14 protein-coding genes are annotated in these 14,640 nt (G+C 47.0%); 5 read left to right on the plus strand and 9 right to left on the minus strand.

What is annotated here, in order from left to right:
* Positions 1 to 936: an ABC transporter ATP-binding protein gene (locus MHH86_RS28880; RefSeq protein WP_076179811.1), complete on the minus strand. Its 936-nt coding sequence runs from the start codon at positions 934 to 936 to the stop codon at positions 1 to 3.
* Positions 937 to 1,100: 164 nt separating this feature from the next.
* Here MHH86_RS28880 and MHH86_RS28885 point away from each other — a divergent pair, with 164 nt between their 5' ends.
* The 3 genes from MHH86_RS28885 to MHH86_RS28895 are packed head-to-tail and all read left to right on the plus strand — an operon-like array spanning position 1,101 to position 3,124.
* Positions 1,101 to 2,258: a sensor histidine kinase gene (locus MHH86_RS28885; RefSeq protein ID WP_076107076.1), complete on the plus strand. Its 1,158-nt coding sequence runs from the start codon at positions 1,101 to 1,103 to the stop codon at positions 2,256 to 2,258.
* A gap of 17 nt (positions 2,259 to 2,275) precedes the next feature.
* On the plus strand, positions 2,276 to 2,929 hold the full coding sequence (locus tag MHH86_RS28890; protein ID WP_076140765.1) for a response regulator transcription factor: 654 nt from the start codon (positions 2,276 to 2,278) through the stop codon (positions 2,927 to 2,929).
* Positions 2,930 to 2,947: 18 nt separating this feature from the next.
* Complete coding sequence (locus tag MHH86_RS28895; protein ID WP_342479564.1) at positions 2,948 to 3,124, plus strand: hypothetical protein; 177 nt, start codon at positions 2,948 to 2,950, stop codon at positions 3,122 to 3,124.
* 224 nt (positions 3,125 to 3,348) lie between these two features.
* On the opposite strand, the gene MHH86_RS28900 is transcribed toward MHH86_RS28895, so the two are convergent.
* The 5 genes from MHH86_RS28900 to ftsE all read right to left on the minus strand — a co-directional run bounded on the left by MHH86_RS28900 (position 3,349) and on the right by ftsE (position 9,282).
* The gene (locus MHH86_RS28900) at positions 3,349 to 4,323 is read right to left on the minus strand and encodes a PDZ domain-containing protein (RefSeq protein ID WP_339279497.1); all 975 of its coding nucleotides are present in this window, start codon (positions 4,321 to 4,323) and stop codon (positions 3,349 to 3,351) included.
* 450 nt (positions 4,324 to 4,773) lie between these two features.
* Entirely contained in the window at positions 4,774 to 6,240 is a 1,467-nt protein-coding gene (locus MHH86_RS28905; RefSeq protein ID WP_076316170.1) for a S41 family peptidase, read from the minus strand.
* 124 nt (positions 6,241 to 6,364) lie between these two features.
* Complete coding sequence (locus tag MHH86_RS28910) at positions 6,365 to 7,663, minus strand: peptidoglycan DD-metalloendopeptidase family protein (protein ID WP_076107069.1); 1,299 nt, start codon at positions 7,661 to 7,663, stop codon at positions 6,365 to 6,367.
* Positions 7,664 to 7,691: 28 nt separating this feature from the next.
* Positions 7,692 to 8,606: a permease-like cell division protein FtsX gene (gene ftsX, locus MHH86_RS28915; RefSeq protein WP_036678558.1), complete on the minus strand. Its 915-nt coding sequence runs from the start codon at positions 8,604 to 8,606 to the stop codon at positions 7,692 to 7,694.
* On the minus strand, positions 8,596 to 9,282 hold the full coding sequence (gene ftsE, locus MHH86_RS28920) for a cell division ATP-binding protein FtsE (RefSeq protein WP_036678556.1): 687 nt from the start codon (positions 9,280 to 9,282) through the stop codon (positions 8,596 to 8,598). Before ftsE ends, ftsX begins: the two co-directional genes overlap by 11 nt.
* A gap of 342 nt (positions 9,283 to 9,624) precedes the next feature.
* On the opposite strand from ftsE, the gene MHH86_RS28925 reads away from it, so the two are divergent.
* On the plus strand, positions 9,625 to 11,052 hold the full coding sequence (locus tag MHH86_RS28925) for a VanW family protein (RefSeq protein WP_038573545.1): 1,428 nt from the start codon (positions 9,625 to 9,627) through the stop codon (positions 11,050 to 11,052).
* Positions 11,053 to 11,205: 153 nt separating this feature from the next.
* Positions 11,206 to 11,613, plus strand: a complete 408-nt coding sequence (locus MHH86_RS28930) for a CBS domain-containing protein (RefSeq protein ID WP_036678552.1) — start codon at positions 11,206 to 11,208, stop codon at positions 11,611 to 11,613.
* Between the two features lie 37 nt (positions 11,614 to 11,650).
* On the opposite strand, the gene MHH86_RS28935 is transcribed toward MHH86_RS28930, so the two are convergent.
* The 3 genes from MHH86_RS28935 to pilM form a co-directional block, all read right to left on the minus strand.
* Positions 11,651 to 12,253, minus strand: a complete 603-nt coding sequence (locus tag MHH86_RS28935; protein ID WP_076316169.1) for a DL-endopeptidase inhibitor IseA family protein — start codon at positions 12,251 to 12,253, stop codon at positions 11,651 to 11,653.
* A gap of 196 nt (positions 12,254 to 12,449) precedes the next feature.
* Complete coding sequence (gene pilO, locus MHH86_RS28940; RefSeq protein ID WP_036678550.1) at positions 12,450 to 13,055, minus strand: type 4a pilus biogenesis protein PilO; 606 nt, start codon at positions 13,053 to 13,055, stop codon at positions 12,450 to 12,452.
* Complete coding sequence (gene pilM / locus MHH86_RS28945; RefSeq protein WP_036678547.1) at positions 13,039 to 14,640, minus strand: pilus assembly protein PilM; 1,602 nt, start codon at positions 14,638 to 14,640, stop codon at positions 13,039 to 13,041. The genes pilO and pilM overlap by 17 nt, the downstream gene beginning before the upstream one ends.

Genomic DNA, 14,640 nt, shown 5'->3' on the forward strand with positions numbered 1-14,640 from the left:
TTAATCGCGCAATGTCCGTCCTGTCAAACTAAGGAATAATGTCTCCAGATCCGGCTCCTCTATATTCAAAGAACCAATAACCCCTTCATGTTTAGCAAAAATAAATAAGATATCCTGCAGCTCATCCTGTGAGGAGGGAAGATACATTTCTACCGTTCCCTCTTTACTTTCCACTCTCGTGATCCGCGGGTGTAGACTAAGCTCATTGATTAGCTCCGGGGTGATGTTCGTTGCTTTGACCACTATTTTTTCTTCCTTAGAAACCCGTTCCCGCAGCTCCTTTTCCGTACCACAAGCAATGATATGTCCCTTATCCATAATCGCTACCCGATCACAAATGGCTGCAACCTCTTCCATATAATGACTAGTGTAGATGACGGTTGAGCCAAGCCGATTGAGCTCTTTGACCGACTCAAGGATATGATTACGAGACTGCGGATCAATCCCTACGGTCGGCTCATCCATAATAATCAGCTTTGGATGATGCATGATGGCACAGGCGATATTCAAACGTCTCTTCATCCCTCCGGAGAAGGTGGCTGGTTTTTCTTTGGCCCGGTCACTAAGTCCTGTGAAAGCAAGAGCTTCCGCCACCCGCTCTTTCAGCAATTTTCCCCGCAAACCATACAATCTTCCGAAAAAAGTTACATTTTCAGCTGCTGTCATTGTATTGTACAAAGCCAAATCCTGCGGAACTAAGCCGATCTTTTTCTTAACCTCCAGTGCATACGAAGAGACTGATAACCCATCAATAACAATGTCTCCACTATCAATCTTTAGCAGGCCGCAAATCATACTTATAGTTGTACTTTTGCCCGCCCCATTCGGCCCCAGCAGACCAAAGATCTCTCCTGCTTGGATCGTAACATTCACATGATCTACCGTTAATTTGTTCTCATACCGTTTCACCACATCGGTCAACACCGCGATTGCCATCTCTTATCTCCCCTGTCGTGTGTGCTTCTATATTTTCAATTTTATTCTAGGTTGAATTTTTACGGATGTACGAAAGGTCATTTTTTGAAGGTGACTAAAGTCATCTCCTGAAGTAGTGGGATAATATGCTAAGATTATTAAAAAACATAAAGGATGACTAAGGCGTGCCCAGAGAGCTAAATTTATTGCGTTACGGACTCATCTTAATCCCTGCGTTTATTACTATTTATGTCTATCAATATAACGATTATGGAATCTTCACGCTGCATATCCTGATGCTTCTATTCCTTGTGGTCATGGTGCCAAAGCTCCCTCGATCCATTCATGCTCTGATTAGTATCATTGAAATCTTGTTCACGGCCTGGTTATGTTATCAATATGGCAGCATGATGATTTTCCCCGCTATATCAGCACTGCTTTATTATTCCAGACTCCAGCCTAAAGCAGTGCCTTACGTGTTCACAGGTGTACATCTGATAGCTTTGAACGTTGCACTCCAGAATTCTCCATCGCTCGTAGTAACTTACATTAACTTTTCATTTCTGCTCACTGCCTACCTAAATAAGCTATTATTAAAAGCTGGCCAGCGGCGCGAAGACACTCTTCTTCTATATGATGAGTTGCGCAAAAAGCATTTCGAACTCGACGAAGCTCGCAACCGCCTGCTGGAGTTCAGCGCGCAAGTAGAAGAGTCTGCCCAATCCAAAGAGCGCGTCCGCATCTCACGACAGCTCCATGACGATATCGGCCACCGGCTAATCCGGATTAAAATGATGATGGAGGCCGCCCTCCAGACCTTGCCTACCTCTCCCGAGAGCGGAATGCAAATGATGGAACTGATTCGTGACCAGCTGTCGGCCAGCATGGACGATATGCGGTCCGCAGTTAAACGTATCAACTACACTCCGAAGCTTGAGGGAGCGTATGCGTTAGACCGGCTGCTCGAAGAAATTGGACGTGAGACGGGGATCGAGACCTCATACCAAGTACAGGGCATACCTTATCCACTCTATCCCAGTATTCAAGTAATCCTGTACAAAAACGCCCGTGAAGCTATAACCAACGCCTTGCGGCATGGAAAAGCAACGTCCATCCGGATCAAAATTGACTACGCGCAAGCAGGAATCACTATGGAGGTTAGCAACAATGGATCACTTCCAGAAGAAGAGAAGCTCCGCAAATTATTGGGGAGTGGTGGAGACGGGATGAAAGGAATGTACGAGCGCACTCATCTGATCGGCGGAACACTCGAACTAAGGCAGGCGCCACATTTTACAGTCGTTACACGGCTGCCCATTTATAAGCAAGATGAGATTGTATAACGAAAGGAGCCATGCTAATGATTAAAGTGTTGATTGTTGATGACGACCCCTTTATTCGCCAAAGTCTGCAAGTATTGCTAGGTATGGACCCAGATATTGAAGTTGCCGGAGCAGCTTGTGAAGGTAACGAGGCCTTGGAATTACTTCAAAAAGGATTAAAGACCGATGTAGCTCTGATGGATATCCGCATGCCCGGCTGCGGTGGCGTTGAAGGAACGGAGAAGATTAAGCAGGCTTTTCCGCAAATTGCGATATTGATGCTGACCACTTTCGATGACGATGAATATATCATTGAAGCACTGCGTAACGGAGCTAGTGGATATTTGCTCAAAAACATACCGCCAGACCGGATCATCCAGGGCATTAAAACGGTTTTTGATGGGAACATGCTTATCCACCCTGATATCGCCCGCAAGCTGGCAACCTTTCTGCAGCCTACGGCACGGCAAGAATTGCCACAGGTACAGCCACTGGAATCATTCGGATTGACCAAAACAGAGCTGGCTGTAGTGTCTTCTATCGCTGAGGGGCATAGCAACAAAGAAATCGCCGGACAGCTTTTTTTAAGCGAGGGTACCGTCAAAAATTACATAACGGATATATTAAGCAAATTAGAGCTCCGCGATCGTACGCAAATTGCAATTTTTTATTTGAAGAATATGCGGGGTTGAACTAGTAACATAAAGCCTGTGAGTAGGCCACTGCCAAAGTTAGTTTTTCTTACGGACTCCAGTGACGCTACTCCTTGGGCGCGGGTTCGGACTCCAGTGACGTTGCTCCTTGGCGCGGGCTCGGAGTTCAGCGACGCTACTCCTTGGGCGGGCTCGGACTCCAGCGACGCTATTTACAATTTTATCGGCGTTTGAGCAGAGTTTCGGACCCCAGCGACGTTATTCCTCAGAAAGAGGCTCATTTGGGGTGTTTTTAATGCCAATAGTGGCTTTGGGGTCCGTTACCATTCTAAAAAAGCGAAAATGCTGCGATTAGGGGCAAATGGGTCCGATAGCAACTTCTCGCACGCGAAACTACCATCTAATCAAAAACAAAGATGCCCCATTCACCATTTCATGGCCTATGGGGCATCTTCTAGTTATCCTTCCGCTGATTCCTGCTTGGCTTCAGTGGTTTTTTTTCGTTTAAGTTGGCCGTCCGGAAGGTTCCGGCTGCGTATGCCTGTCTTCATCCCGATGATGCTGTAGATGCTGGAAGGCTTCGCCTCAGCGGTAATCATCCCATCCGTCTCCGGCACCAAAATAATACCGAGCTGATGGTGATCCCCATCATAGATCGGGCTTTGAAGGTATTTGCTCTCCCCTTCACGGTTCAGCACCTCCAGCTTGCAGAACGCTGGATTCATGCGCAGCGCCTCATGTAGCTGCGCCGCATCGGTCAACAGGACCCCGTTGACCTTCAGTAAGATCTCGCCGGGCAGGATGCCCAGCTCCTGGCCGGGACTGCCCGGCAGCACGGCCAGCACTTTGCGGCCGCGCGGTGGATGCACGAAGATGGGGCTGATGCTGCGCTCTTCCAGAGCGCTGTACCAGCTTAACCCTTCGTGCAGCACAATGGCTGCGAGCGTCGCGACCAGGGTCAGCGGGCTCCACCAAGCGGCAAGCAGGCTTAAGCCGAGCAGGACGATGCTGTAGATCAGCAGTCGTCCTGCAGTGCGGGCCGCCTTGCGCCCGGGCAGCATGCCCTGCGTCATCTCGCTGAAGCCGATGATGACGGGCAAAGAGACGATGCCAAGGCTGCCGCCGAGCAGCGAGTGCCATGGCAAATCCGTTCCTGCACCCGAAGGGAGCAGCAGGAACAGCGGCAGCGGCCAGAAGGCCTGCAGCTGATAGCCGCCAACGACCATGCCGCGCTTTCCCTTCAGGAAGAGCGGCGTTGCAAGCTTGGCCCCTTGTCTGCGGGCCAGCAGTGCCTCCGCCATGTGCAGCAGCGCAGCTAACACTAGCAAAGCAGGAATATCCATCTCCCTTATGGCGGTGGTAATATTCCCTACCGTTCCACTATCTAAAGCATCTGGAAAGAAAGAAATTACAAACTGAATGATACCTAACAAGCCTATAGAATACGCAAAGCACAAATACCGCACACGCAGTAGCGACAACACGAGACTAACTACCCAAATACAGGCTACAGCGGTACCTGATAACGATATTCCTAGCAGAACGGCTGCTATAGAGACGACCAAACCCATGACTAGACCACTCCATACCGTCCGCCACGTTTCCTGACCCCAGCTATGTAATTTTACATGTATCAGCTTTCGTTCTAATGCCACCTGCCTACGGTAATATAACGCAATAAATATAATAGCAATGTAGTAATACGGCTGGATCAATAAGTGTAAGAACGCAGTGCCCAAGCTTCCTAACAGTTCCTGAATCACATTCAAACTGTTCGTCACACTCCTTTTCGTCCGATGACTGATTTGTATATATTCTAATTCCTCTACGTCGGTTGGCATTTTCTTATCTAAAAGAAAAAAAGAAGGCTGAATTCAGCCTTCTTACTTTTTCGACGCTGCCGCCTTAATTTCCTTCTGAATCTCAGCAATCCCTTTATTCCGTTGGTTGTCGCGAGCAGGGTCTTGAATGACCTTGATCAGCGCCGCTTCCAGCGCCTCCGCTGTCTTGGCGTCAATTGTGCCTGTGACTTGGAGCTTTGCTGTACTTTGGAACTTCTTCACTGCGTCCTTAGTGCCAGCATCGAAATAGCCATCTTTACGTCCAGGCTTGTAACCCAAACCGTCCAGCATCGTCTGTGCACTCTTCACATCAGCGTTGTTCATATTATATTGCAGCGCCACGCTTTTGTTAATTGGAGCCACCGAGAAGTAATCCGGCTGCGCTACCGCGATATCCGGTTTAATGCCCTTGCCGTGGATCCATGTGCCGTCTGGCGTAAGCCATTTGGCAATGGTAACTTTCAGCAAGCTGCCGTCTCCAAGCTGTTTGTCAAAGCTCGTCTGCACGGTGCCTTTACCGAAAGAATTGTCACCGATTAGCTTAGCTCCTGCCGACTGCTGCAAGGCACCCGCCAATATTTCCGAAGCACTTGCGCTACCTTTATTCATCAGCACGACCACTGGATAAGCTTTACTCGATCCTTTTGAGGTGCTAACTTCGCGTTTTTTGTCTTTGTATTCTATTTGCACTATAGATTTGCCAGCTGGAACAAATTGCTCTGCCATTTCAATAACAATCGGAAGAACACCACCTGGATCATTGCGGACGTCAATAACAAGTCCCTTCATGCCTTGCTTCTCTAACTTCTCCAGCTCTTCCTTGAATCGTTCTGCGGTATTCAAGGAGAACTGCGTAACCTCGATTACGCCCACATTGTCCTTTTCCATGGTAGCGTAGACTGTTTCGAGCTTCACATCATCCCGGGTAAGAACAAATTCCAGCGGCTCTACAGCGCCGGAACGTTGTATTTTCAAAGTGGCCTTACTGCCCTTAGGACCGCGAATCTTGGCAACAGCTGCATTCAGCTCCATACCTTCCAGCGATTCACCGTTAACGGACAAGATAACATCTTTGGCCTGAATCCCAGCTTTCTCAGCAGGTGAGCCCTTGATCGGAGAGACCACGACTACCTTGCCATTATCCGAAGAGACCTCCGCACCGATACCTGAAAAGGAACCCTCAATGCTTTCTTCGAATTTCTCAGCTGTTTCTTTACCCATATAGTTGGAATAAGGATCGCCCAGCGCTTCCATCATACCGTTGACAGCACCGTCTATCAGCTTCTCCCGATCTACTGTCTCGTAGTAATTGCTCTCAATCAGACTGAGAGCAGTTCCAAGCTTCTGGGATTCCTTCTGCTGAAGGCCAGTAACCTGCAATGCTGAGGCCAGTCCTTCTCCTGCAGCTTGTCCAATAACATGACTATAACCCGTCACGCCCAAGGTCACCAGACTACCGCATAGCAGGGCGGCGATAATCATAAACGCCGCTGTGCTTTTTTTTAACATGATGTTCCCACCGTCCCTTCTTGTCCATCTCGCAAACAACTCCATAAGTCCGTCCTGAAAGGTACGGTATCTCTTCCAGTATATGCCGTACGTTCAAATAATATGAGTTATAAGTTCTTAAAAATTAGAGATAAGGCATCGGATTTACTGTCTTGCCGTCGATCCGAACTTCAAAATGGAGATGGGGGCCCGTCGAATTACCTGTAGAACCGGATTCAGCAATCACATCCCCACGATTGACTCTATCCCCAGGGCTAACCTTGATACCACCTTTACGGATATGTCCGTAGAGGGTCCAAACTCCGCCGCCATGATCAACAATTACACAATATCCATAGCCGCTATACCATTCAGCTACGATTACCGTTCCGGAATCAGCCGCATGAATATTGGTTCCTTGTGGAACTGCAAAGTCTACCCCGGTGTGTACTTTCCCCTTCTCACCCGTAATTGGGTGTGTCCGTGGTCCGTAGGAGGAAGAGATTCTTGCCGAACCTACAGGCAGCAGGAAGGGTCCATCTCCACCAGCATACGCGGTTGAGGAGCTGGAGCTCGAACTGCTGCTTGCCTTGCTAGCTGCAGCTTTCTTGGCCGCTGCTGCTGCCCGGCGTGCTGCTTCTGCTTTGGCGGCTGCTGCTTTGCGAGCCGCTTCCTCAGCTTTAATCTTATCCTTTTGGGTTTCCAAAGCAGAACGTTCGCTCGCCAGCTTAACCAGCTTCTCGTTCTGCTCTTCACTTAGATCATCGCTTTCTTGAATCTGCTTATCATAAAATGCGATAAGCTCCTGCTTCTCCGCTTCCTTCTCTTTCAGCAGGCTTCTCTGATTTTCCAAGGAGGTGTATAACTGCTTGGCTTGAGCATATTGCCCCTCAAGCTCCTGCTTCTTCTCTACAACTGTCTGCTTGTCCAGCTTGTGTTGGACTAACAGCTCCTGATCCTGATCCACAATCATCTTAAGCGAATCGGTGCGGCCCAGAAAATCAGAGAAGCTTGTCGATGAGAGCAAAACATCTAGGTAAGACACCGCTCCATCAGTGTACATCAACCGGACACGGGATCCTAAGAGTTCTTCTCTTGAGGCCACTCGTGCCTCTGCTTCATCCAATTCCGTTGCTGTAACGTTAAGAGATTCTTCTGTATCGGAAATTTTGTTAGAGATTTCGGTCATTTTGCCTTTAACTTGATCCACTTGCTGCAATACATATTGTAAATTAATATTTGTCTTATTCTTATAGTGCTGCGCTTCCTGCGTTTGGGACTCCGCTTTCTCTTGCTGCGCCTTAGCTTCCTGCACCTCTTGTTGCAGCTGCTTTAATTGCTTATCGATCTCGGCAACACTTGTTTTTTTGGCATATCCATCAGAGGGTTGGAATATAGTGACAGCTAGTAACATTACGGCTAGTCCGGCGGCAATCTTCTTCAACTCGCACTCCCCATCCTTCACTCTTAAATTAAACTTTCAAAAACTTACGAATAGAAACCGTACTTCCCCAGACGCCGATCAGCACGCCTAGTCCTACTAACAGACCTACGAGCAGCAGCCAAATATCACTGAAAGGGATCAACTGCAATCCGAGCATAGGATCTCCCTGTACCGAAGATTCCAAACCGTTGTAACCGGCATATAAAACACCCGAAGTAATCAATGATCCAATGAGTCCAATTAATGCCCCTTCTATAAAGAAAGGCCAACGAATAAAATAATTTGTCGCGCCTACCAGCTTCATAATCCCAATCTCTTTACGCCGGGCAAGAATCGTTACCCGAATAGTATTGGAGATGAGGAACATAGACATAAGTGCCAGCCCCGCTACAAAAATAAATCCAATGTTTCGTACGGCACGCGTGATTTTAAACAATGTTTCAATCGAGCCTTTGCCATATTTCACTTTGTAGATAGGCTGCTCGGTATGTGTCTTGTTAAGGGCTTGAATCTTCTCAGCCACAAAAGCAACGGTTGTAGGTTCAATAACCTCTACCTGAAGGGTATCTGGAAGCGGGTTATTATCTTCATCGAACCCTTCCAGAAGCTCTGCTGCCTCCTCGCCCATATCCGCGCGGAGATCTTTAAGTCCCTGTTCCTTGGAGATGAACGTAATCTTGCTGACCTCCGGCATATTGCCAATTTCAGTCTGCAGGGTCTCGCGCATCTTCTGATCTGTATTCAAAGCTAGATGCACTTTGATCTGTACCTGACTGTCTGCCTCATCAGCTACAGAATTTACGTTGAGGACAAGAAGAATAAATACACCTAGAACAAAAAGAGAAACAACAATCGAAGTGATTGAGGCGATCGACATCCAGCCATTACGGAATACGCTTTTAAAGCCTTCCCGCACATGTCGCAAGAAGGTTTTAAAACTCATAACCATATTCCCCTCTCGCTTGGTCTCTGACAATGTTTCCATTCTCAATCGCAAGCACCCGTTTGCGCATTTTGTTCACAATATCTCTGTTATGGGTAGCCATTACAATCGTTGTTCCACGAAAATTAATCTCGTCAAGCAGCTGCATAATGCCCCATGAAGTCTCGGGGTCTAAGTTACCTGTAGGCTCGTCCGCAATAATAACAGAAGGATTGTTGACGATAGCCCGTGCAATAGCGATCCGTTGCTGCTCACCACCAGAAAGCTGTGAGGGCTCACGATTCGCTTTACTTCTTAGCCCAACCAAATCAAGAACCTCATTCACACGTTTCTTGATGACTTTTTTCGGTGCTTCAATAACTTCCATAGCAAAAGCTACATTCTCGTATGCCGTCATTCTGGGCAAAAGCCGAAAATCTTGAAATACAACGCCGATATTACGGCGGACATAAGGGATTTTGCGTGGTTTTAGCTTTCCTATATTGAAACCTCCCACCGAAATCTGTCCTTTGGTAGGCACTTCTTCTCTATAAATCAATTTCATAAAAGTAGATTTACCCGCGCCGGAAGGGCCGACAACGTACACGAATTCATTGCGGTCGATTTTCACTGAAACTCCTTGCAGTGCGTGAGTTCCGTTAGGGTACGTTTTCCATACATCTTGCATTTCAATCATTTTCTCACTTCCCAATTATGACATTTTCCACTTGTGCGAATCGACATTGTCCACCTCAAGTTTCCATAAACTTCAATATTTCCGCAATGTATCTATTGTAACAAATCTGTAACTGATTGAGTACCCCGTAACTGCACGACTATTCGAAAGTTTTGTAGTGACTGGACATATACATATAAAAAAGCACCTAACGGTGCCTGTTATCAGATGTCGTAACTCCCTTTATTAGAGACTACTTGTTTCTTACTAAGTTATTATCGGTATCCCACGAAGTGTTCTTTAAGTTTTGTTACAGGGCCGCGCCTGCTTAGCGCAATCCAAATCCCCAAAAGGAGATTAATTATGAAAAAAATCCATGCTGCCCTCATAGTGGTCATCGCACTCGTCCTTATCGGCTCCTGGATTTACGGAGGGCTTCATCTATATGGCAGCAAAACTACGCTTCCAAAGGGTACAACCCTTGCCGGCTGGCAGGTCGGAGGCATGACCCTCACCGAGGTCCGCTCCCAGCTGGATCAGCGGCTGCGTGCCCTCGAATCCGTCCCTCTAGTGCTAAAAGTGGAGGGCAATGCAGATTTACCCCTAACTCTTAGTAAGACTGGGTTGAGTTATGAAGCCGCTGCTTTTCAGCAGGGCTTAAAAGAGCTTGCCGAAGGAACACTTTGGGAGCGGGTAAAGGCACGCTATAACTTCCCTCAGCTGTGGAAGCTTGAAACGCATCTGGAAATCGCACAATTCCAGAAAATTCTAAGTCCCACTTGGGAGAAGGAGTCCTTTGGTGAACCAGTGGACGCTACGCGGCGAATTACAGGCGATGACCGAATCGTATATACTTCTGAGAAAACTTCCCTGGAGGTCGATTGGACAGCTCTGGAGACTTCCTTAGGAGCAGCTGCCCCCACCAGCTTCAATCATCTGAATACCCTCTTGGAGAAGGGAATCACGATGGAAGTCCCTTTGTTAATCCTGCAGCCTGACATAACATTAAAGAAATTAAAGGAACAAGGTATCGAGCGAAAAGTAATGCAATTCAGCACCTCTCTAGGTGCAAGTGGACCTGGACGAAGCTACAACGTAGAAGCTGCTGCCAAAGCTGTGGATGGAACCATTCTCCCGCCTGGAGCCGTCTTTGATTATGGAAAAGCTATAGAAAAAGCAAAGGTGAATTACGGCTTCCGTGAAGCGCCGGTGATTGTGAACGGCAAGCTGCAAGCAGGTGTTGGTGGAGGGATCTGCCAAGTGTCGAGCACTCTTTACAATGCCGCACTGCGTATAGGGCTAGAAATTGTGGAACGCCGTAATCATTCCTTGCCCGTCAACTACTTGCCCAAAGGTCAGGACGCAACATTCGCTGAAGGTTATATCAACTTTCGTTTTCGCAATACGACTGGCAAATATCTCATAATTAAAGCAGCTGTGCAGGGTAAATCACTGACCATAAAGCTGTTCGGCACGTTTCCGCAAAATGTCACTTACAAAGTTCATTCAAAAACAGTAGAGGTGCTCCCTCCAGTCGATAAATACGTAAACGATTCTTCACTGCCTCGTGGCAGCTCACGCGTTATTCAAAATGGGAAAACCGGATATATTGTAGAAACCTACATTACAAAGTATGTTGACGGTAAATCCACTGAGGTGAATAAACTGTCCCGCGACGTATATTACGCACAAAAACGATTAATCGCCATTAATCGTGGAGGCGTGAGCAAATCCATAATCCCCGATGTCCCCCGAAAGCAGCTGGTGGAGGACGGGGTCCGCAGTGAATAGCTAACAACAAATAACCGGTCAGAGCCCCTAAGGTCTGACCGGTTATTTTTGCCAGCAATCTATTTTACCTGTAGCTTACGTTACCCGGCTTTGAAATTTACGATTCAGGGGTACATTAGAAGTAGACCCATAATCAGAAAGGATGAACATCCTATGACAACAGCTCTTGTAAATGATCTTACTGGTATTGTCCGCAGTGCTCCCGCTATTTTTGCCTCACGCACTTGCAGAGAAGCTCTTCGCGTCATGTTTCAGCATCCAGAATCCAAATGTATCGTCGTCTGCAATGCTATGAATGAACCCCTCGGATTGTTGATGAGCGAACGTTTCTTTTTAAAAGCTACAGGAAGATCCGGAGTAGATCTGTTCTACAGAGAACCTGCCATGAAGCTTATGAACAAAACCCCGCTCATTCTTGACATTTCCACTCCACTCGATACGGTATTGAGCCTCGCTATGAACCGCCCAGACCCTATGAAAAATGATTGTGTCATTATCACTCGCAAAGGTAAATTCGTTGGTGTTGCATATACCTCTGACCTTATCCGCGCCCAAGCGTAGAACCTCTTTGCTCTTCCTCTTCTACCCTAACCCTTCCTCAAAAAAGAATATCCGGTGACGTATCAATTCTCCAGTATCCATTCACCTTTTTCAGCTTCACATACACCGACTCACTGCCTTCCTGCCCGCTCGAATAAGGAACTGTTAAGTCAAATTCAGCGGTTGTTGCAGTTTTGGAGAGCATTCGGGCGGTGGCTTTTTCAAACATTAATGAGTTTCCAAGATCCGTATTCACCTGTGACATTCTACCTTCATGCTCCAAAAATTGAGTCTGCACATAATAAGCTGCTGCATTATGCGTGTAGGCTTTTTTTATGTAATTCATCAGCTTCGCCTTTGTCCCAATATCATTGGAAAGGTAACGGTACTCTTGCGCTTTATACATGAAGGTTTCCATCGGGAAAAAGTTGCCCCCACGGCTAGTATAGAAATAGATTGCTCTGGCATGTACAACAAGCGGTACCACACTTTTTACCGTCAAATTGTTTATAGTAGCTGGGCCTTCTTTTCCTGTGCCAATCACAGCCACATTTTTTATTGCCGAGCTTCCCACTGATGATGAAGCTGCCATAACTCCGCTACCTGCTGATAAAAGGCCTAAGGATAGGGCCAACGAACCAAGCATCCATTTTTTGTTCATCTGAAGTTCCTCCTCTTTCATCTGAAAAATACAGGCGATCGCCACTGTTTCAGCTTATGCACCCCGCAAGCTAAAATACCCAATAAACAGAGGAATGAAAACGTATTACAACTCTTTTGAAAATATAAAAAAACTCCACCCTCCTGATTCACAGGAAAAGCGGAGTAATATAGTTAAATAAAGTAGTACAAGAACCCTAATCGGATGCTGCTGCGGTGGCCTCAAAATACGCTGTAAAAGCTACGTTAGCAGTCAAAATACTCTCCGTATTGTTCTTAGTACGATCCTCGTAGGATTGCTGAAAATTGAAAGAGTCCACATTCACAATACGGGGTAAGGCTTGTAGTTCATCCATCCATTGCCGGATCCCCGAATATGTCCCTTCCACCACTGCAGTCATTTTGATCTGTTTGACCGTCGGGAATGACACCTCAGCTGAACCTGTCATTTGCTGAATCGGATTAGCCTCATCCATAACAAAACTAAGATCCTTTAGCCGCGCTTGTGAGGACGTGCTAACCTCCCGCAAATCAACAATCAGACCTTCGCTGTCATCGCCCTTTGGGAGTTCCCCCAGTAATTCCTTCTGTTCTAGATCTCCCTCAGTGCCGCTGCCCTTCAGCTCATAGATTTTGTTTTGGAGGACTTCTGCTTCCTTTTCCAACTGACCGATCTCGCTGCTCTGTGCGGAAATTTCCTTATTGGTCGGCTGAACACCCAGCATATAGAACGCAAACAATATCAGGAACAAAATCAGCACTCCCAGAACAATCGGCGAGCGATACTTATTGATCTGTTCCATCGCTGCTCACCTCCCCTTGGCTGGCATCCGTTTCACTGTTTTGAAGCTTAGCCGCTGCTAAGTTCACTTTATAAATAGCCGTATACGTATTGTATGAAATGGCATCTGCGGCTCCTTCAGTAAGCTTTTGAATAGAGGCATCGGTCGTAAAAGACATTTGGCGAAGTTGTCTTAAATAGTTGGAAGCATCCTCCATAGTGGATACATTTACAGTCAGATCTATAGAGGTCCGGTAGGTATAGTTAATATCACGGATTAGTGCCTCCTTAGGCAATCCCTCCACTAATTCGTCCAAGATAGGGACTGCAATCACCTTATTGTCCTGAAGCACTGTGATGGCTGCTTTCCGATCTAGCTGTCCAGGTCCGCTGTTTTTAAGCTTCGCGAGCTCTACTTGGAGCATTAAACTGCGATCCTGCAGGCCTTGCAGCTCTTCTTTACCATTAGAAATCTGACCCTTATTGGCCGAAAAATAAATCCCCGTTCCGATCATCCCCAGCAGCCAGATCGCTACAAGCCCCATCGTGACATAAGGAAATAGCAACGTCTCCCGATCTTCTCTCGGCAATAAATCAATCGTATCCGTGTTGATGCTATTTTTTAGAGCGGTCCCGGCAGCTACGCGGTAATCATTTAGTTCAGGGTCAGAAACAGCAGCACTAGCCATCTGTTCCAGACTTATTGGTGTTATTACAAGTTCAGCTAGGGACTGCTGGAGTTCTAGGTCCAGTTGTTTACGAATCGAGGGAGTGCCCGTAATCACTAAATTGTTGATACGAGTGGAACCGTCATGCAAGCTGTATTGATAAAAGCTGAGCATACGGGAGATTTCCGCAGTGATTTCCACCATTTGCTCGGGTGATAAATGTTCTTCTACAGCGACAGCTGTTTCTGCCAAGGTTTCACTGTCTGTCAAAAGATCCATTCCCGCTAAATTTCTTCCTTTATGTAGATCAAGTAAGTTTATCGTACGAATGAAGACCGGATTCCCGTTTCTGAACATATAAATGTCCATTACCGATGGCTCCATATTAATCAGCATCGTCTCCGCAAAGCTCTCCCCGTGCCCAGTGGTTATAGCACGCGCCAAGGCGGTTGCCGAAATTTCGACACTGCTTATCCGAAGACCCGCCCGCTCCAGAACTTCTACGTAATCCTGAATCGATTTTCGCGGAGCAGCAAATACGAGCAGGTGACTTTGCTCCTCATCCACTTCGAGCGTTACATAGTCATAGACAGGATTTTCAAAAGGTAAATGCAGTCCCGTCTCCACTTCCAGCTTCACCAGTTGTTCTACCTGTTTGTCGTTGGTACTAGGAATACTCATTTTACGGATAATGATCTGTGAAGGGGGAATGGACAAAGAAACCTTACTGCCCCGTAAGCCTTCCTTCTTCACCCACTGCCTTACCCGATCATAAAGCGCCTCGCTATCCGCCACCTGATTCTCAATGATCATGCCTGGAAGGAGCGGGAGAAACCGTTTTTTACGGACTTCCCATGACTGTTTATTCTTAAAACTAATATAACGGATTCCGGCAGCTTCAATTGAAAGTCCGGCCACTTTGGGGCCTAATCCAAGCAT

It is taken from the genome of Paenibacillus sp. FSL F4-0097, from assembly GCF_038593125.1.
GTDB classification, from domain to species: Bacteria; Bacillota; Bacilli; order Paenibacillales; family Paenibacillaceae; genus Paenibacillus_AQ; species Paenibacillus_AQ odorifer.